The sequence below is a fragment of the Cryobacterium breve genome (genome assembly GCF_004402375.1).
GTDB lineage: Bacteria > Actinomycetota > Actinomycetes > Actinomycetales > Microbacteriaceae > Cryobacterium > Cryobacterium breve.
Genome location: NZ_SOGJ01000022.1, coordinates 19,418 through 37,945, shown reverse-complemented (window position 1 = coordinate 37,945; position 18,528 = coordinate 19,418). Strand labels below are relative to the sequence as shown.

Here is an 18,528-nt window from a genome sequence, read left to right as displayed (position 1 = left end):
GTTTGACGCAGAATCTCCGTCGAATTCGTTGGAAATGCGTCGTTCGCTGAGGACTGCTTGGAGGCATCCTCTCGGAATGAGAGAATCGACGAAGCAGAGAGAGTGTGACTATGACGCTCGGGTTACCCGAACACCTTGTGAAGAGAACGCTCAGTCATGCCCTCGCACGGGCAGCGCACTGGTTCGCCCTCACCTGCCTGGCGGGATCCCTGGCCGCGCTGATCATTCTTCGGATGTCCGCAACCGCCACCACAGCCGCCACCACAACCGCCGCAACAGCCACCACAGCCGCCGCCTCCTCCGACACCGCAACGACCGCCGCGGCCCTCGCCATCCTCCTCATGGCTGCCGTGCTTGTGGCGCTGTCCCTGCGCCGCACCGTCATCCTCTCCGTCGCCTACCTCGTCACGGGAAGCGTCGCCACCTACCTCTACACGATGGCCGTGCTCGGCATGCCCGACGTCTTCCCGAGCTCCAACATCTTCCTTGTCACCCTGCCCAAGCTCGCCCTGGTCATGGTCGGCGGTGCGGGCACGGCTGCCCTGGTGGGCGTGCTCTGGGGCACCATCGGGTTCGTGCTGGCCGAAGCGGTCACGGTCTTCGCCGCGGTGCAGACCGGCGTGCCCTACGGCGAAGACGTCTTCACCATCTCCACCTATTTCTTCCTCGTCAGCATGCTGCTGCTCACCGCGTTCGTGCGCCGCCAGCGCTCCGTGCAGTCCGCGCTGCACCGCGCCATGCAGACCGACCAGACCCGACTGCTGCGCCACGACCTCGACCTGCGCGCTCTCGCCCTCAATCAGGACACCACCCTCAACCAACTCGTCGCTGTCGCCCGCGCGCATCCCGGTGCGCTCAGCGACCAGCTGGCCGGCAGCATCCGTGACTCCCTGCAGACCCTGCGCGGCACGGACTGGCTCACCGACGCCGACGCGCAGAGTGTCGCGCCGTCCAGGGGCACGGATGCCTGGCTCACCAGCGAGGTCTACGCCGCCATCGAACGCAGTCGCGATCGTGGCCTCGTGGTCGAAGTCTCGGGGGAGCGCGCCGCCCTCTGCCGGCTCAGCCCGGCCAGCGACCGCGAGCTGGGCCTTGCCGTGCAGCAGTGTCTCGTGAACGTGATCCTCCACTCCGGCAAGGTCGCCGCGGAGGTAGTGATCGAGTCCGAGCCGAACAGCATTTCCCTGATGGTGATGGACGCCGGCCGCGGCTTCACGGAGTCGGAGACCGGCGCCGACCGCCTCGGCCTGCGCCAGGCCGTGCGCCGCCGCATCGAGCAACTGGGCGGCTCGGTGAGCATCTTCACGCGGCCGGGCGCGGGGACATCCGTGCTGCTGAGCGTTCCCGTGGAGGACGACGAACCCCAACCGGCGGCCGCAGCAACCGACGCCCCCAACCCCGATCGGGTGCCCCAATGACCAACACCCCGCCGCCCAGCACCCCGCCGGCCACCTCCACCATCACCATCCCGGTCGACGAGTCGCACTTCCCGCCGCCGACCCCGCGCACAACGCCCACCCCGCGCACCCAGTCGCAGCAGCGCCTCGATCCGCTGGGCGCCCTCGCCACCTGGCCGATGGTGCCCGCCATCGCCACGATCGTGTTGGCTTACGCGGTGCTCTCGACGGTGTTGCAGGGTGACGAGATCCGGAATCCGTGGCTGGGCGCCCTCGCGCTCGTGGCCATCGCCGCCGCGTGCGCCACGCTCGTGTTCGTCGCCCTCCCGTCGCACTCCCCGGTGCGGCAGAAGGAGCTGCTGCTCATCGTCGGCCTCGCGCTGGCCGCCCACCTGTTCGACCAGGCCGCCCGCTGGGGCAGCAACTCCCTGGTGCAAGACGACTTCGGGCCGATCAGTATCGGTCTCCTGCTCGTGGGTCTGGCGCCGCTGCGTCCGTGGCGTGAGCTGGCGCTGTCGGGGATGCTCGCGGCCGTCGTGATCGGCGCGGTCACACTCCCTCAGGCCTCGGCGCGCGTCGTCGAGGTGTCGCCGGCCATTTACGTGCTCGTTGCCGTCACCCAGGTGCTCGCGCTCGCCCTGGCCGCCGCCGCCTACTCCCGCCGCATCGTGCGACTCCTGGTGGCCTGGCAGACGGATGCCCAACGCGCCATCGCCCGCCGCACCGAAGAGTCCCGCGGAAGCGTGGTGCGCACGGTTATCGAGCAGCAGCTCGCCACCCTGACCCCCGGCGTGTTCCCTCTCTTCGACGGTGTTCTCGAACGTGGCGAGGTGACCAAGGCCGACATTGCGCGGGCGAACGAGCTCGCCGCCGGGGTGCGCCGGGCGCTCGTGGCGCACATCGACGAGACCTGGCTCGACGCCGTGGTCGCCCGGGAGCGCGCCGGACTGCACTCCCGCGGGCTGGAACCGCTGCTCGTGCTCTCTGACCCCGAGCACCGCGCCGCCCGCTTCGGCGTGCAGCAGCGCGCCGCCACGTCCGCGCTGATCGCGATGCTCTGCCTGGCCCCCGGCTTCGACCCGCGGAGCCTCGTCGTGCAGGCCGGCACCGACAACGGCAACGAAAGCGCAAACAAGAGCCGAAGCGCAGACAAGAGCCGAAGCGCAGACGAGAGCCGAAGCGCAGACAAGAGCCACAGCGCAACCGAGAACCAGAGCGCGAACAAGAGCCAAAGCGCAACCGAGAACCAGAGCGAAGCTGAAGGCCAAGGCCAAGGCCAAGGCGAAAACGAGAGTCGAAGCGAAGCCGACAACGAGAACAGCACAGGCCCCGGAGTCGACACCTTCTCCATCCAGGTCGGCCTCGACCTCCCGCCGCGCCGGGTTCGCGCGCTGCTGCGCTCCTACCTCGCCGTGCTGCGGGTGGTGTTCCCGTGGGTGCGGGTGAGCATCCGTCGGCCGCGTCTCACGCTGGAATTCGGCGACAAGCGCCCGCCGCGCGCGCCCAGTACGCTGAGCTAGGCGCAAGCAGCGCCACGGCGCCGCAGCACGCAGCGCCGAGGGGGCAACCGGAAGAGCTATGGCGAAACTGTATTTCCGCTACGGAGCCATGAACAGCGGCAAGAGCACTTCGATGCTCCAGGCTGCCTACAACTACGAGGAACGAGGCCACCACGTGCTGTTGGCCAAGCCCTCGGTCGACACCAAGGGTGATCGCGGCGTGCTTTCCCGCCTCGGCGTCACCCGGGGAGTCGACTTTCTCTTGACCCCCGAGACGGATGCCTTCGCGCTCTTTCGCGAGCACCGCGCCCGGGTGCTGGCCGAGTCAGGCCTCGATGTGAGCTGTCTGCTCGTGGATGAGGCCCAGTTCCTCACGGAGCAGCAGGTGGACGACCTTCTGCGCATCGCGATCCTCGAGAACACCCCGGTGATGGCCTACGGCATCCGCACCGATTTTCAGACCGTGGCATTTCCGGGCAGCCGACGCCTGCTCGAGGTGGCGCACAGCCTCGAGGAACTCAAGACCATCTGCCGGTGCGGCCGCAAGGCCGTGTTCAACGGGCGCCAGATCGACGGGGTCTTCGTCTTCGACGGCGACCAGGTGGCGATCGATGGTGCCGAGGTCACCTACGAATCGCTCTGCGGCTCGTGCTACTTGGAGGAGAGCGGCGGCGTGCTGAACAATCGCAGCCGACCCGAGACCGCATGAAAATGGCGAGAGGGGGCGCTCAGACGATCGTAGATCGCGAGCGCCCCACCAGCCCCCCGGCAGGTTTTCCCCAGTTGTAAACGTATGTGCCCCCGGTTGGTCTGACCAGCCGTCACTTCTTGTGGCACCACAACGGGGGCCACCCACCCCCGGCACCACCCCCGCACCAGAACAGCACAGACCAGCACCACACCGGCCCCGCGCCGGAGCATGATCCGGCCCAGACCCCGCCATATGCACCACGAAACCAAGGATCGTTGATGTCCCGTTTTCGCGTAGCCCTGATCGATGACCACGAAATCGTAGCCCGCGGATTCGCGGGCCTCTTCGCCACGATCCCCGAGGTCGAGGTGGTCGCCACCGTGACCACGGTGACCGAACTGCTCGAGTCGGCGGCGCAGACCACGCCCGTGGACCTCGTCATCCTGGACCTGCGACTGTCCGACGGCTCCACAGTCACGGGCAACGTGGACCGGCTGCGGGCCGCGGGCGCGGCGGTGCTCGCATTCACGGGCGGCGACGACGCCGGCCTGATGCGGGCCGCGGCGCGCAGCGGTGTGCTGGGCGTGGTGCGCAAGAGTGAGCCCACCGCGGTGCTGCTCGACGCCGTGACCCGGGCGGCGGCGGGGGAGGCCATCGTGTCCACCGAGTGGGCCGCGGCCCTCGACGGTGACCCTGACCTGTCCGACGCCGGACTGAGCGTGCGCGAGTGCGAGGTGCTCTCCCTCTACGCTGCGGGGGCGAAGGCGCCGCTGGTGGCCTCTCGGATGGGACTGAGCGAGCTCACCGTGATCGACTACATCCGACGGGTGCGCTCGAAGTACGAGCGCGTCGGCCGCCCCGCGAGCACGAAGATCGACCTGTACAAGCGGGCGCTGGAAGACGGCATCCTGCCCATCCCCGGCCAGCTGTGATCCGCCTGGCCGCGGGCATCCGTGAACAGGCCCTGGCAGCGCGCAAGCGTGCGCAGGCCCGCCCGCAGCCCGCGACCGAGCGCCTCGCCCGGCTGCTCTACGCCGCCATGGCGCCCACGGCGCTGGTCTTCGGGCTGCTCTGCCTCGGCAGCTTCATCGAGCAGGCCGGCCAGCCGCTGCTGCCCGCATCGATGGCGGCCTGGCTGCTCGTGTTCGGGCTTCCCCTGTTGATCGGGCTGGTCTCGCAGCGTGCGCCGCTGCACGTGCTGCACTGGATGGCCCTCGCCGAGGGTCTCATCTTCCTCGTGCTGATATTGCTCTGGCTGGTCGGGCGCGCCGAGCCGCTGCCGGCGGGCGCGGACATCCCGTGGGTGATCACCTTCACCGGGGTGCCCGTCATCGCCGTGGCGGTTGCCACCCGCGACAGTGTGGCCTGGGCCTATCTGCTGCTCGTCTGCTCGCTCAGCGGGGTGGTGCGGGCGGTGACTTCGGCCGACCCCAACCCGGTTCTCGTCGGCGTGGAAGACGCCCTCTACTCGATGCTGCTGCTCAGCATGCTCCTGGGTCTGACCACCATGGCCCGACGCGGTTCGATGGAGGTCGACCTCGCCGCCCAGGTGGCCCGCTCGACCCTCGCCGGTCGCGCCGACCGCCTCGCCCGCAAGCGCGAACGCCTCACGATCAACGCGCTGGTGCATGACAGTGTCATCTCCACCCTGCTGATGGCCGGGCGCGCCGGCACCCCGATCGAAGTGCTCTCCCGGCACGCGTCCGACACCCTGGTGCGGCTCGACGCGCTGCGCCTCCCGCACACCGACGAATACGTGCCCGGCTCCCAGATCACGCGTCGCCTCGAGCAACTAGTCGGCGAACTGGCACCGGATGCCCATCTCACCTCCACTCTGACCGACACCCTCATGGTGCCCGCGTATGCAGTGACCGCCCTGCTCGGTGCCGTCGGCGAGGCCGTGCGCAACTCGGTCGCCGCGGGCGGCGCCGGCTCCATCGGCGTCGGAGCCACCCGTGCCGTCGCAGCCGCCGGTGCCGTCGGAGCCGCCGGATCACAACGCCACCCCGCCGAGCGCCCCGGAACCCGCCCGGTGGCCCGCACCGTGACCGTCGGCGCCTACCGGGGCGGCATCCGGGTGGCCGTGCACGACGATGGGGTGGGCTTCGACCCGGCCCGGGTGTCGCCCGAGCGTCTGGGCATCGCGCAGAGCATCATCGGGCGCATGGAGAACCTCTCCGGCGGTGCCGCCGCCGTGCGATCCCGGCCCGGCGCCGGCACGGAGGTCGTGGTCTCCTGGGCTCCCGAGCCCGCCGCCAAACAGCCTGCCGCCAGCCCCAGCCCCAGCCCAAGCCCAAGCCCAAGCCCAAGCCCAAGCCCAAGCCCAAGCCCCAGCGCCATGGACGTCGAGGCCGACCTGCCGCGGCAGGCCATGGTTCGCCTGCCGAAGCCCCTGTCCTCAGGCATCCTCGTAGCCTTCATCGCTGTGCACGCCGTTCTGGCCTTCGCCGACGGAGAGCCGCTCTCGGGGCTGCCGTTCGAGATCATCGGCTTTCTGGCCGCGTCGGCAGCCGCCGTGTGGCTCACGCTGCTGGTGCCCGACCCGGTGCCGCGGCGCTGCGGGATACTGGTTCTCGCCCTGTGCGGCCTCTCGGCCATAGCCACGTCATTCCCGGTGCCGCCCACCGGGTCGACACCCTTCGCGCACTGGCATCTCGGCGCGATCACCATGGTGATGGTCGTGCTGGCCGTGCGCGGCCGCTCCGATTTCGCCTGGTACGGCTACCTGATGATGACCGTGATCGCGATTGCCTGGGCGCTGCTGCACGGACTGACGGTGCTCGACGGGGTGAATCTGGCCATCCGTCATGCCGGCACGCTGCTTGCCGGCACTCTTTTTGCGGTGGGTCTGAAGCGGTCCACGCAGACGCTGGAGCAGCTGAACCGGGAGCGCGCGCTGAACGAGGCCGCGGTGGCCACCGTGGCGGCCGCCAGTTCCGAGCGCGAGACGCAGCTCGCCCGGGTGAACACGCTGGCCCGTCCCACTCTGGAACAGCTCGCCGGCGGGGCGCGGCTCGACGAGGCGCTGCGGGGCCGCGCCCGACTGGTCGAGGCCACCCTGCGCGACGCGATCCGGGGGCGGTCCCTATTCGTGGAACCGGTGATCAGCGCGGCCCGGGCCGCGCGCATTCGTGGCGTCGACGTCACCCTGATCGACGACAGTGCCGATAGACCGCCGCTGCAGTTGCAGGCCGCGGCCGTTCTCGTCGCCGCCGAATTGAACGCGCTCACGCACGGCCGGCTGACTGCCCGGGTGCTGCCCGCAGACCGGCCCATCATCGCCTCGATCGTGGTGGAGGCCGGCGACCCACGGATGCTCATGGTCACCCCCGACGGCCGCCTCCAGCAGTCTTGATCCATCCCGTCCGCGTGTAGCAAGCCACACAAACCGGGACGACTTATTACCCCCATGAGGGGGGCTCACTACTCCCATGTGCAAGGATGGGTAAGGGGAAAAAGCAATTCCAGCGGTTCCTCTCTGCCTAGCACTACCGGAGGAACGCGCGTGGAGCTCAAGGATTACCTCAGGATTTTCCACAAAAGTTGGATCCTGATTCTGGCGTGCACCCTGTTCGGCATTGCCGGCGCGGCCGGTGCTGCCATCGCAACCACCCCGAAATACATCGCCAACACCCAGCTTTACGTTGCGGTGCAGGCCTCCGCCGGCGCCGTGACCGGAGACCTGGTTCAGGGAACCAGCTTTGCTCGGCAGGCGGTGACGTCGTACGTCGACGTGGTTAACAGTGCCATCGTGCTCGACGAGGTCATCAAGGAATTGAACCTTGACCTCACTGCGGCGCAGCTCGCCTCCACCATCACTTCCGTTTCTCCGTTGAATACCGTGCTGATCGACGTGTCGGTTACAAACAGCGACCCCGAGCTTGCGGCCCAGATCGCCAACTCCGTCGGGCAGAACTTTAGCAAGATCGTCGTCGACCGCCTCGAGAAGCCCGACGGCGACGCCGCCAGCCCCGTGAAGATCGAAACAATCCAGCCGGCCATCGTGCCGACCACACCCGCCAGCCCTAATGTGCCGTTAAACATCGCCCTCGGCCTTCTCGTCGGTCTCGCGGTCGGCATCGCGCTCGCCGTGCTGCGCAGCGTGCTCGACACCCGCATCCACAGCCTGCACGATATTGAGCTGGTCACCGATTCACCGATGCTCGGCGGCATCACCAACGATCCCGGTGCAAGCCTGCGACCTCTGGTCGTGCACACCGACCCCAAGAACCCGCGGGCCGAGGCATTCCGCAGCCTGCGCACCAACCTCCAATTCGTCAACATCGAGGGTGGCCCGCGCAGCTTCGTGGTCACCAGTTCGGTGCCCGGTGAAGGCAAGAGCACAACCACGGCGAACCTCGCCATCGCCCTCGCCGAGACCGGCGCCCGCGTTGCGCTGATCGACGGCGACCTGCGCCTGCCGCGCGTGGCCGAATACATGGGCATCGAGGGTGGCGTCGGTCTCACCGACGTGCTCATCGGCCGGGCCGAGCTCGCCGACGTTCTGCAGAAGTGGGGCAAGAACAAACTCTTCGTGCTGCCCAGCGGCCGCATTCCCCCGAACCCCAGTGAGCTGCTCGGCTCGGCCGCAATGGCCCGCATGCTGGGCGCACTCACCGGGGAGTTCGACGTGGTGCTGATCGACGCCCCGCCGCTGCTGCTGGTGACGGATGCCGCCGTGCTGAGCAAGCTCTGCGGCGGCGCCATCATGGTAGTGGCCTCCGGCCGCACGAAGCGCAACGAGCTGACCAGCGCCGTGAAGGCCCTGGAACGCGCGGGCAGCCGCCTTGTGGGCATGGTCATCACGATGCTGCCCACGAGAGGGCCGGACTCCTACGGCTACGGCCAGTACAGCTACGGCACGATCCACGAAGAAGAGAAAGCCACTGTCGCTGACGCGGCGCTTGCGCCGCGGGGCGCCCGTAAAGCTCGACGGAGAACCGCGTAATGCACACCTTCTCCATTCTCACGGTCTGCTCGGGCAATATTTGCCGTTCACCGCTGGCCGAACAGCTGTTGCGCGTCGGCCTGGCATCGTGGCCGCAGATTCAGCTGGCCAGTGCCGGAACCATCGGCTTGACGGGGCAGGGCATGCCCGCTCAAGCCGCTGATCTCTCGCGCCACTTCGGCGGCGACCCGAGCGCCCACGTGGCCCAGGAACTCACCGAGCAGCACGTTCAGAGTGCCGACTTGGTGTTCGCAATGTCTCGTGAACACCGGCGCGCGATCGTCGAGTTGGTGCCGCGCGCCATTCGTTACACATTCACGATTCGCGAATTCGCGCGTCTCGTTGCCGATCTCACCGACGATGACCTCGACGAGGCCGCCGCACTGCCCCTCGATGACCTTGTCGGGCGCCTCACTACCCTGATCGGGTTGGCCGCGTCTCAACGTGGCGCCGTCGCCCCCCTGGTATCGGCCGACGACGATGACGTCGTCGACCCCTATCGCCGCAGCGACGAAGTCTACGTGGAGTCTGCCCAGCAGCTCGTTCCGGCCATTAACGCTGTCACCGCCCTGTTCCATAAAGCCGCGACGGTGCAGCCGAAGTAGTGAAAGCCGTGGGGGGAAACAAGCCTAAGAGTCGCAAGAACCGCAACACCATCCTGCGCCGACGCCTACTCATCGCTGGCTTGGCCGTGTTCTTGCTCTTCGATGTGGCTCTAGTGGCCTTTGCACTTACCGCGCAGAAGCCCTCCACAAATGCCGGCACGGTGGTCGAGCCTCTCGAGACCAACCCTCCGATTGCAGAGCCCGCGCCAACGGAGCAGCCGGCGGTCGAGCCTGTCGAGGCCCAAGCAATAACCTCCATGCCCCCCACCCGCATCCTCACCGCGTTGGACGGCTCCACACTCTGGCGGGCCACGACCGCAGCCTGCCCCGCCGCCGCCGCGACCCCGGAGCTGTCCACCGATGCCGGTGACACCTGGACAGCGCGCGACGCTTCGGAAGACACTAATTCCTCCTCCATCCTGTCGATCTACGTGGACAGTGAAACCGAGGCCTCCATGGTGGCGCTCACTGCCGCAGACTGCGCTCCGCAGCGCGTGTCCACTTTCGTGGGCGGCGAGCAGTGGCAGGAATACCCCGATCGCGTCGGGGCGAACTGGTATGTCGATCCGGTCGATCGGGCCACCGTGCACAGCCCGGCCGGTTCCTTCGCCGCACCGTGTTCCGCGGTGATAGCGCTCGCCCCGCGCACCGACGCGATCGCCGCTGTGCTCTGTTCAGACGGCACCCTCTTCCGCACCGGCGATGGTGCCGCAACATTCGGGCCCGGGGTCGCGCTCCCCGGTGCCGCAAATCTGGCCGCCACTGACGACGGCTACCTCATCGTGGCCACCGATCAGGACGGCTGCGCGGGTGCTCAGCTACTTGCGACGTCTGACGAGCCCGACGCAGTGCTGAGCCCGAACGGATGCCGTGAGGTGGCGGTCACGCCGGGCGAGCTAGCGGTGGCCAGTGCCGATGGAATTGTCTGGCTATGGGCGGGGGACGTTATGAGCAGGTCAACAAACGGGGGCTCGATATGGCAATAAGCGATTTTGCGACGACGAGAATGCAGGAGCTGCACGGTTCTGTGCCTCTGGTGCGCTTCGGCACGCAGTTCGCCTTCGATGCGGGAGCCTGGGTTGTCGCCCTATTTCTGGCCGAGATTCTTCGCTATGAGTTCGACCTGCAGCTGATTGACCTTCGGCCGCTCTTGGTTCTGTGCGCGGCTGCGTGCTTGGTTCAGTTTCTTGCGGGCGGGGCCAACCACCTCTATCAGGGGCGTCATATCTACGGGAGCTTTGCCGAAGTGCGAGCGTTACTCGGGGTCGTTCTTGCGTCGTCCGTCATCCTCGGCATTCCGGTTGCCGTTGCCGGCACGGTGGTCGGCATTCCCCGCAGCACGGTATTCATTGCTCTGCCGATGGCTTTCGTTTTGATGGGCGGGGTGCGCTATGTGAAGCGTCTCCTGGTGGAACGGTCAGTGGTTCCCAATGACGACATTCAGAAGGCTCTGATCTTCGGTGCGGGCTATATGGGGGCGTCGATCGCCCGGCGCATGACCACCGACCGAAACTCGCCCTTCCTGCCTGTGGGGCTCATCGACGACGATCCGCGCAAGCGCAATCTGTGGCTCCACGACGTTCGCGTTGTCGGTTCTCGGGCCACCCTTTCAGCCACCGCTCAGGCCACCGGGGCAACCGCTCTGGTTGTGGCCATTGCCAACGCGGATGCCGCCTTGCTGCGGGAGATTTCGGATGCCGCCAAGGCCGCGCAGCTCAAGGTCTTGGTGCTTCCTCCACTAGAGGAGCTGCTCAACGGCAAGTCACGCCTGAATGACCTTCGCGATATCTCGATCGAAGACCTGATCGGTCGTCACCCCGTTGACACCCACGTGGAGTCGATCGCAGGCTATCTCGCGGGCAAACGCGTGCTGGTGACGGGTGCGGGGGGTTCCATAGGCTCCGAATTATGCCGTCAGATCACCAAGTTCGGCCCGAGCGAGCTCATCATGCTGGACCGCGATGAGACCGGCCTTCAGAGCACCCAGATCTCCATCCTCGGTCACGGGCTTCTCGACACTAAAGACGTGGTGCTCGCTGACATCCGCGATGCGGAGGCACTGCAGACCATTTTCGCCGAGCGGCGACCCGAGGTGGTTTTCCACGCCGCGGCCCTTAAACACCTTCCGATGCTGGAGCAGTATCCCGACGAGGCGTGGAAGACCAATGTGCTTGGCACGCTGAATGTGCTCGAAGCCGCCCAGGCTGTCGGGGTGACCACGTTCGTGAACATCTCCACCGACAAGGCCGCGAACCCCACGAGTGTGCTCGGTCATTCCAAGCGTGTTGCCGAGAAGCTCACGGCGTGGGCTGCCCAGGAAACCGATCACGCCTACCTCTCCGTGCGTTTCGGCAACGTCATCGGCAGTCGAGGCTCGATGCTGCCCACCTTCACCACTCTCATCGAGGCCGGTGGACCGCTCACGATTACCCATCCAGACGTCACGCGATTCTTCATGACCATTCCGGAGGCGTGCCAGCTTGTCATCCAGGCCGGTGGTATCGGTGGGCCCGCTGAGGTGCTCATCCTCGACATGGGCGAGCCGGTGAGAATTCTGGACGTGGCCGAGCGCATGATCGGAATGTCGGGCAAGGACATTGAGATTATCTTCACCGGCCTGCGCCCCGGGGAGAAGCTCCACGAAGAACTCATCGGCGACCACGAGACGGATGCACGCCCGATCCACCCGAAGATCACCCACGCCAGAATTGCGCAAATCCGTCCGGAAGAACTCGACAAAGAGGTGTGGAGTGTCCGGTGTTCGGTGGAACGAGGCGAAGTCTCTGTTGAGGCCGTGAAGGCCGTGGCCACAGCATGACTCAAGGAGCCTTATTCGCACTGGTTATGGTGCTGATCCTGGCGTTGGGGGCGCCTGTGCTGGTCAAGCCCCTTCTGGTGAGGCTGAAAGTGCTCGACATCTCCAATGAACGGTCGTCCCACACCGGGTCGGCCATTCGTGGTGCGGGCCTGGGCCCCCTACTGTCGATCACTGTCGGCTTCGCGCTACTCGCGGCCTTCGGGGAGACCCCGGAGCCAGCCCTTCTTCTGATTATTCTCGCAGTCGCACTCTCCTCTGGTACCTTGGGCTGGCTCGAGGATCTCCGGGGCGTTCCGATTCTGCTCCGTGCTGGTCTTCAACTGGTTATTGGTGTCGCCGGTGCCAGCATGGTTGTCATTGCCTCGGGCGGCTGGTGGTGGACGGTGCCGGTTTTTGCCATCTGGGTGGCTGGTTATATCAATGTCGCCAACTTCATGGATGGCGTCAATGGCATGTCAGGGCTCCACGGTGCTGCTGTTGGCTCCGTGTTCGCTGTCTTCGGTGTGGTTCTCGATATGCCCTGGCTGTGGCTGGCGGGGATTGTTCTTGCCCTGGCGTTCGCAGGTTTTCTTCCCTGGAACCTGTTCGGTAGGGGGATGTTCCTCGGCGACGTCGGCAGCTACCTGCTCGGTGGCTTTATCGGGATAATCGCAGTCGCGGCAATCACGAATGGAGTACCGGTTCTATCGGTTCTTGGGCCGCTGGCCATCTACCTGGCTGACGCCGGCGCCACGCTGGGTCGCAGAATTCTTCGTGGTGAACGCTGGTTTGAGGCGCACCGAGGGCATACCTACCAGCGTCTGACGGATGGTGGGATGTCCCACCTGAAAGTCTCGTTGATCGTGGCCGGCTCAAGTCTGCTGTCCGGCGGTCTCGGAATCATGAATCTGATGCTCCCCGAGTATTGGGCGCTGTGGCTGGTCCTGCTGGGCGCGATCGCGTTTGGCTACCTCTGGTTCGGTGCCACCTTCGGGAGAAGCGCCCAATGGCACAGCGAGCACATCCAGAAAGTTAGAGTCTCATGAAGATCCTCGTCACGGGTTCAAACGGTTTCGTTGGACGCCACCTGACTTCCCATCTGGAGAACCTTGGCCACACGGTTGGTAGAGGCGTGCGATCTCCGGGTTCAGCACCAGAGCGAACGACTGAGGTCGTCATAGGTGATTTGTCCGGAGCAACCGACTGGACGGGACTTCTCCACGGCTTCGACGTTGTCATCCATCTCGCAGCACGAGTTCATGTCATGAACGATACGTCCGCCGACCCGCTCAGCGAGTTTCGCCGGGTCAATTCTCTGGCCACGGCGGCTCTCGCGCGCGCGGCGGCAGCACAGGGTGTGCGCCGCCTGGTGTTCTTGAGCAGCATCAAGGTCAATGGAGAAAGCACATCCGGCGTAGGGTTCACAGCTTCGGACCGGCCGGTGCCGAGCGACCCCTACGGCATATCCAAACACGAAGCAGAAATCGAGCTCCGCAAGGTTGAGCGCGACTCGGATCTCGATGTCGTGATCGTTCGCACGCCATTGGTTTACGGGCCCGGTGTCAAGGGCAACTTCGCCAAGATGTTGTCTCTTGTGCGCGTGGGTGTGCCGCTACCCCTGGGTGCTCTTCGGAACCGACGCACGATGGTATCCGTCTGGAATCTCGTCGATTTGCTGGAAAAATGTGCCAGTGACCCGCGCGCGGCGGGAGCGCTGATCCTTGCCGGCGACGCCTTCAGCCCGTCAACGCCGCAGTTACTGAGGGAGATGACTTCAGCCATGGGCAGGAAGTCGCGCGTCTTCCCCCTGCCGCTCGCAGTCATGCGCCTCGGTGGCCGCCTCACCGGGAAGGCGCCGATTGTCAGCCGCCTCACCGAATCCCTTGAGGTGGTCCCTGGTTCCAGTTCTACTGAATGGGGTTGGAAGCCCCCTCACGCGTTCGCGGATTCGATTCTGCGCACAGTGTCGTGGTATCTCGAAGATCGAAAGCTAGAAACAGGCGGCCGTACGAATTGAAGATCGCAATAGTTTCGCAGTACTACGCGCCCGAAGCCATCCGCATCCCCGACACGCTGGCACGCGGTCTGGCAGCGCGCGGTCATGAAGTTCGGGTGATCACGGGTTACCCGAATTACCCTGACGGCAACTTGTTTCCAGGATATCGTCACAGATTGCCGACAACGGAGTGGGTCGACGGCATCAGGGTTCGCCGCGTCCCCATGGTGATCAGCCACTCCTATAACCCCATCGCCAGGTTTGCTAACTACCTCACCTTCGCAGGTAGTGCCGCGGCTGCACGTGGTTTCGTTCGTTCTGCTGACGTCGTTTACGTGTATGCCACTCAAATGACTCCGGCGATCGGTCCGTCTGTTTGGCGGGCGCTATTTGGCACCCCGTACGTGCTGCACATCCAGGATCTCTGGCCTGAATCAGTCACTGATTCGTCCATGGTCGGAGCGGGGATCATCAAGCGCAGTATCAGCGGAATTCTTAACCCGTGGCTGCGTTTTCTCTACCGCACCGCGTCTGCCACGATCGCCATCGCTCCGTCCATGTCAAGAATGCTCTCCTCCCGAGGGGTGCCGGCCGATCGTCTTCACACCGTTCTTAACTGGGACGCATCAGAAGACCCGCTGGCCGCTCCGCGCGTTGCACCAGTCGACACGGGCAAGGTATCCATCGTGTACGCAGGTAACCTCGGCGATCATCAATCGCTTGACACCGTCATTCGCGCGGCAAACGCCGTGAAGCATCTGGACCATGTCGTCGTCACGATTGTTGGATCCGGTGTGGCTGAGGAGCGACTGCGTGCGTTGGCACGTGAACTCGATGCCCATAACGTCAACTTCAAAGGGAGGGTGGCCCCGGAAAGCATGGAAGCAATCCATGCGCAATCTGATTTTCAGGTTGTCTCCCTTAAGGATCGGCCCATATTCGAGGGCACGATTCCCTCGAAATTGCAGGCGAGTCTGTCTCATGGAATTCCAGTCATCACCGCAATTCGAGGTGACGTGCAGGACATGGTCCGGTGCAACGGCATCGGCTACGCCTGTGATCCGGAGGATGTTGAGCAGCTCGCACAGGCGTTCACTGATGCGGGCTCAACGGGCGCCGCTCAGAGGCAGGAAATGGGGCGAAACGCCTCGGAGTACTACCGCTCGACAATGTCAATTGACAGCGGTGTAGGTGCTATCGAGAAGATTTTGGTGGGCGCGTCTCGCCACAAAACGGGGATCAGAAAGGCACATGCAGAATGACTTCACGCTACGCAGATAAGAAGGTGCTCGTCACGGGCGGGACCGGGTCGTTCGGTCATACCGTCACGAAGAAGCTCCTCTCACGGGGTGTTGACGAGATCCGGATACTCAGCCGGGATGAGGCAAAGCAGGACCTTATGCGGAGCGAGATCGCCGACCCGCGGGTGCGTTTTTATGTTGGCGATATTCGCGACTATGAGAGTGTTGAACGCGCCACCCGCGACGTTGACTACGTTTTCCACGCGGCAGCCCTCAAGCAGGTTCCATCGTGTGAATTCTTTCCGATGGAGGCAGTGAAGACAAACATTCTTGGCAGCGAGAACGTGGTTCGCGCGGCGGACCGTGCCGGAGTTACGTCCGTTGTCTGCCTGAGTACCGACAAAGCTGTCTATCCGGTTAACGCGATGGGCATGAGCAAAGCGATGATGGAAAAGGTCGCGCAGTCATACGGTCTGAACAACCCCAATGCTGCGACGACTGTGTCGTGCGTGCGCTACGGAAACGTCATGTACTCGCGCGGCTCAGTCATTCCGCTCTTCATCAGGCAGCTCAAGGCCGGCAAGAACCTCACCGTCACGAATCCGGATATGACACGCTTCATGATGTCTCTCGCCGATTCAGTGGACCTCGTTGAGTTTGCCTTCCACAACGCGGACCAAGGGGATCTTTTTATTCGTAAGGCGGAGTCGTGCACGGTTCGCGATCTTGCGCAGGCAACGATTAACCTGTTCAAGTCCTCCAGTCGGATTGATGTCATTGGGACCAGGCATGCGGAAAAACTGTCTGAAGCGCTGGCGAGCAGGGAGGAACTTGCTCGTGCGCGTGACATGGGAGATTACTTCCGCATTCAGGCCGATAACCGGGATTTGAACTACAGCATCTACGTTGAGGAGGGCGATGTTGAGCAGGCCCAGTACGACGACTATGACTCGCACACCGTGGCGCGGATGACAGTCTCCGATGTAGAGGGTCTACTGCTCACGCTGCCAGAGATCCGGGCCGAGCTCACCGCAGCAGGGCTTCCGCTGAATGGCCGCAACTAATGCAACAGTTCGCACTGACCGGTGCAAATGGTTTCTTGGGCTTTCACGTTCGTACAGCTCTGCGTGACCTGGGTATCGAATCCAAGGCGATCGCCGTGGGTGACGGGCACAACCCATCGGCTGCAGTTGCCGCCCTCAACGGGGCGAGCCGTGTGATCCATCTCGCCGGCGTGAACCGTGGGACAGATGATGAAGTGACGGTTGGTAATCTGCGCTTCGCCAGCCAAATCGCTGACGCGATCGTCCGAGCAGACACACCGCCATCGACAATTGTTTTCGCCAATTCGACTCAATCGACAAATGGCAGTGTGTATGGAAATTCAAAGGCGTCCGCGGCGGCTACCCTCCGAAGGGCGGCGGAGTTGGTTGGTGCCGAATTCCAGGACGTTAAACTACCGAACCTCTTTGGCGAGCATGGGCAGCCTTTCTATAACGCTGTGACAGCGACTTTCTGCCACCTTCTCGCCAATGGTGAGCAACCATTTATTGATCGAGATTCGGAATTGACGCTGATGCATGCGCAGGATGCAGCGGATCTCCTGATCGGGTCGACGAGTGCGGATGCCGGTGAGAAAGTCCAGGTGCGAGAGAGTGTGAAAGGTCTGCTACGCCGGTTGACCGAAATAGCCGCGACTTACGACCGAGGGGAAATCCCCGATGTCGCTGCGGCCTTCGATCGCAACCTTTTTAACTCCTACCGGTCCTATACGTTCCCGCATCAAGCTCCCATTCGTTTGGCGAGACACGCTGATTCTCGGGGGTCGTTTTTCGAAACAGTCCGATCGCATGGCGGGTGTGGACAGTCTTCGTTCTCCACGACCGAGCCCGGCATTACTCGTGGCGACCACTTTCATCGACGCAAGATTGAGAGATTCACTGTTCTCGCGGGCGCTGCGACGATTACTCTCCGACGACTGTTCACCGATCGGGTCTACGAGTTTGACGTCACAGGCGACAAACCGGTTGCCATCGACATGCCAACCATGTGGGCCCATAACATCACCAACACTGGGGCGGATACGCTCTACACGGCCTTCTGGTCCAACGAAGTGTTCAACCCCGAAGTGCCCGATACGATTGCGGAGAGCGTTTAACCATGGCCAAGAGACTCAAAGTAATGACAGTTGTCGGCACTCGTCCTGAGATCATTCGGCTCGCGCCCACGATCAAGCGCCTCGACCAGTTCACTGATCACGTACTGGTGCATACCGGCCAGAATTACGACTATGAGCTGAACGAGGTCTTCTTTGAAGACCTGGGCCTGCGGAAACCCGACTACTTCCTCGAAGCCGATACCACGTCTCTCGGGCGAGTACTTGGCTCGATTCTTGTAGAAACGGAACGCATTCTGAACGTAGAGAGTCCAGATGCTTTCTTGGTTCTCGGCGACACGAACAGCTGCATTTCTGCAGTCATTGCGAAACGAATGAAAGTTCCTGTCTACCATATGGAAGCCGGTAACAGATGTTTCGATGAGAACGTTCCAGAAGAAACGAACCGCCGTTTGGTGGATCATGTTGCCGACTACAACCTCGTCTACACGGAGCATGCGCGTCGGAATCTGCTTGGCGAAGGCATCCACCCATCGAGAATTATCCTCACGGGGTCACCGATGAGGGAGGTTCTGGACGCCAACGCGGAGATGATCGCCTCGAGCAACATTCTGGAGAGAGAAGGCCTCACTGCAGGAGAGTACTTCCTCGTTAGTCTCCATCGGGAAGAGAACGTCGACAATTCTGAGCGACTCGCGACCGTACTCTCAGCGCTGACTGAACTCGCGGAAACATACGGCCTACCGGTCCTCGTCTCCACACATCCGAGGACGCTATCTCGGTTGGGCCAACAGCCGGACGAGCTCAAGACCCACCTCAGCTTTCACGCACCCTTTGGCTTCAACGACTATGTTCGGCTGCAGAAGGATGCGAAGCTCGTTCTATCCGACAGTGGCACCATCAGCGAGGAATCGAGTCTCCTGGGCTTTCCCGCTGTCACACTCAGGGACAGCATCGAGCGCCCGGAGGCCATTGACATGGGTGCGGTTATTACGGCCGGGGTGGAGTCTGACGCCATTCTTGATGCCGTGGCGTTGACAATGGAATCCTTCCGAACGGACGGGAGGCCGGGGATTCCCGAGCAGTACATCATTGCTGATACGTCTCGGCGGGTCGTGAACTTTATTCGTTCGACTGCGCATAGTCACCGGGCGCGAAGCGGTATTCGTGGTGGCTTCTCACGATGAGCGCGCGCAGGTTCAGCCGAGGGTACGAGCGCGAAGTCAGCGCACCGGTTC

The 18,528-nt window shown here is 64.0% G+C and carries 15 protein-coding genes; all 15 read left to right on the top strand.

Annotation, left to right across the window (positions count from 1 at the left end):
- Nucleotides 1–110: 110 nt before the first annotated feature.
- The 15 genes from E3O65_RS16700 to wecB all read left to right on the top strand — a co-directional run bounded on the left by E3O65_RS16700 (nucleotide 111) and on the right by wecB (nucleotide 18,477).
- Nucleotides 111–1,418: a sensor histidine kinase gene (locus E3O65_RS16700; RefSeq protein ID WP_134426016.1), complete on the top strand. Its 1,308-nt coding sequence runs from the start codon at nucleotides 111–113 to the stop codon at nucleotides 1,416–1,418.
- Nucleotides 1,415–2,917, top strand: a complete 1,503-nt coding sequence (locus E3O65_RS09120; protein WP_134363424.1) for a hypothetical protein — start codon at nucleotides 1,415–1,417, stop codon at nucleotides 2,915–2,917. Before E3O65_RS16700 ends, E3O65_RS09120 begins: the two co-directional genes overlap by 4 nt.
- A 58-nt stretch (nucleotides 2,918–2,975) precedes the next feature.
- Nucleotides 2,976–3,605, top strand: coding sequence for a thymidine kinase (locus E3O65_RS09115; protein WP_134363423.1), 630 nt, complete (start codon nucleotides 2,976–2,978; stop codon nucleotides 3,603–3,605).
- Nucleotides 3,606–3,865: 260 nt separating this feature from the next.
- Entirely contained in the window at nucleotides 3,866–4,519 is a 654-nt protein-coding gene (locus E3O65_RS09110) for a response regulator (RefSeq protein ID WP_134363422.1), read from the top strand.
- Nucleotides 4,516–6,942 (top strand): sensor histidine kinase, encoded by a 2,427-nt coding sequence (locus E3O65_RS09105; protein ID WP_134363421.1) that lies wholly within the window; start codon nucleotides 4,516–4,518, stop codon nucleotides 6,940–6,942. Before E3O65_RS09110 ends, E3O65_RS09105 begins: the two co-directional genes overlap by 4 nt.
- Nucleotides 6,943–7,092: 150 nt before the next feature.
- A complete protein-coding gene (locus E3O65_RS09100) occupies nucleotides 7,093–8,535 on the top strand; it encodes a tyrosine-protein kinase domain-containing protein (protein ID WP_134363420.1) in 1,443 nt (480 codons plus the stop codon).
- Nucleotides 8,535–9,140: an arsenate reductase/protein-tyrosine-phosphatase family protein gene (locus tag E3O65_RS09095; RefSeq protein WP_134363419.1), complete on the top strand. Its 606-nt coding sequence runs from the start codon at nucleotides 8,535–8,537 to the stop codon at nucleotides 9,138–9,140. Before E3O65_RS09100 ends, E3O65_RS09095 begins: the two co-directional genes overlap by 1 nt.
- 8 nt (nucleotides 9,141–9,148) lie before the next feature.
- A complete protein-coding gene (locus E3O65_RS09090) occupies nucleotides 9,149–10,126 on the top strand; it encodes a beta propeller repeat protein (RefSeq protein ID WP_134363418.1) in 978 nt (325 codons plus the stop codon).
- Nucleotides 10,117–11,958, top strand: coding sequence for a polysaccharide biosynthesis protein (locus E3O65_RS09085; RefSeq protein ID WP_241985765.1), 1,842 nt, complete (start codon nucleotides 10,117–10,119; stop codon nucleotides 11,956–11,958). The genes E3O65_RS09090 and E3O65_RS09085 overlap by 10 nt, the downstream gene beginning before the upstream one ends.
- 26 nt (nucleotides 11,959–11,984) lie before the next feature.
- A complete protein-coding gene (locus E3O65_RS09080; protein ID WP_166785710.1) occupies nucleotides 11,985–12,983 on the top strand; it encodes an MraY family glycosyltransferase in 999 nt (332 codons plus the stop codon).
- Complete coding sequence (locus E3O65_RS09075; RefSeq protein ID WP_134363416.1) at nucleotides 12,980–13,954, top strand: NAD-dependent epimerase/dehydratase family protein; 975 nt, start codon at nucleotides 12,980–12,982, stop codon at nucleotides 13,952–13,954. Before E3O65_RS09080 ends, E3O65_RS09075 begins: the two co-directional genes overlap by 4 nt.
- Nucleotides 13,951–15,195: a glycosyltransferase family 4 protein gene (locus tag E3O65_RS09070; RefSeq protein WP_166785709.1), complete on the top strand. Its 1,245-nt coding sequence runs from the start codon at nucleotides 13,951–13,953 to the stop codon at nucleotides 15,193–15,195. Before E3O65_RS09075 ends, E3O65_RS09070 begins: the two co-directional genes overlap by 4 nt.
- On the top strand, nucleotides 15,192–16,238 hold the full coding sequence (locus E3O65_RS09065; protein WP_134363414.1) for an SDR family NAD(P)-dependent oxidoreductase: 1,047 nt from the start codon (nucleotides 15,192–15,194) through the stop codon (nucleotides 16,236–16,238). The genes E3O65_RS09070 and E3O65_RS09065 overlap by 4 nt, the downstream gene beginning before the upstream one ends.
- Nucleotides 16,238–17,332, top strand: a complete 1,095-nt coding sequence (locus E3O65_RS09060; RefSeq protein ID WP_134363413.1) for a polysaccharide biosynthesis C-terminal domain-containing protein — start codon at nucleotides 16,238–16,240, stop codon at nucleotides 17,330–17,332. Before E3O65_RS09065 ends, E3O65_RS09060 begins: the two co-directional genes overlap by 1 nt.
- A 2-nt stretch (nucleotides 17,333–17,334) precedes the next feature.
- Nucleotides 17,335–18,477 (top strand): non-hydrolyzing UDP-N-acetylglucosamine 2-epimerase, encoded by a 1,143-nt coding sequence (gene wecB, locus E3O65_RS09055; RefSeq protein WP_134363412.1) that lies wholly within the window; start codon nucleotides 17,335–17,337, stop codon nucleotides 18,475–18,477.
- Nucleotides 18,478–18,528: the final 51 nt, after the last annotated feature.

Excerpts from the sequence above, each read along its gene's own strand:
- E3O65_RS16700 (WP_134426016.1), top strand. The coding sequence starts at position 111 with ATGACGCTCGGGTTACCCGAACACCTTGTGAAGAGAACGCTCAGTCAT.
- E3O65_RS09120 (WP_134363424.1), top strand. The coding sequence starts at position 1,415 with ATGACCAACACCCCGCCGCCCAGCACCCCGCCGGCCACCTCCACCATC.
- E3O65_RS09115 (WP_134363423.1), top strand. The coding sequence starts at position 2,976 with ATGGCGAAACTGTATTTCCGCTACGGAGCCATGAACAGCGGCAAGAGC.
- E3O65_RS09110 (WP_134363422.1), top strand. The coding sequence starts at position 3,866 with ATGTCCCGTTTTCGCGTAGCCCTGATCGATGACCACGAAATCGTAGCC.
- E3O65_RS09095 (WP_134363419.1), top strand. The coding sequence starts at position 8,535 with ATGCACACCTTCTCCATTCTCACGGTCTGCTCGGGCAATATTTGCCGT.
- E3O65_RS09085 (WP_241985765.1), top strand. The coding sequence starts at position 10,117 with ATGGCAATAAGCGATTTTGCGACGACGAGAATGCAGGAGCTGCACGGT.
- E3O65_RS09080 (WP_166785710.1), top strand. The coding sequence starts at position 11,985 with ATGGTGCTGATCCTGGCGTTGGGGGCGCCTGTGCTGGTCAAGCCCCTT.
- E3O65_RS09075 (WP_134363416.1), top strand. The coding sequence starts at position 12,980 with ATGAAGATCCTCGTCACGGGTTCAAACGGTTTCGTTGGACGCCACCTG.
- E3O65_RS09065 (WP_134363414.1), top strand. The coding sequence starts at position 15,192 with ATGACTTCACGCTACGCAGATAAGAAGGTGCTCGTCACGGGCGGGACC.
- E3O65_RS09060 (WP_134363413.1), top strand. The coding sequence starts at position 16,238 with ATGCAACAGTTCGCACTGACCGGTGCAAATGGTTTCTTGGGCTTTCAC.
- wecB (WP_134363412.1), top strand. The coding sequence starts at position 17,335 with ATGGCCAAGAGACTCAAAGTAATGACAGTTGTCGGCACTCGTCCTGAG.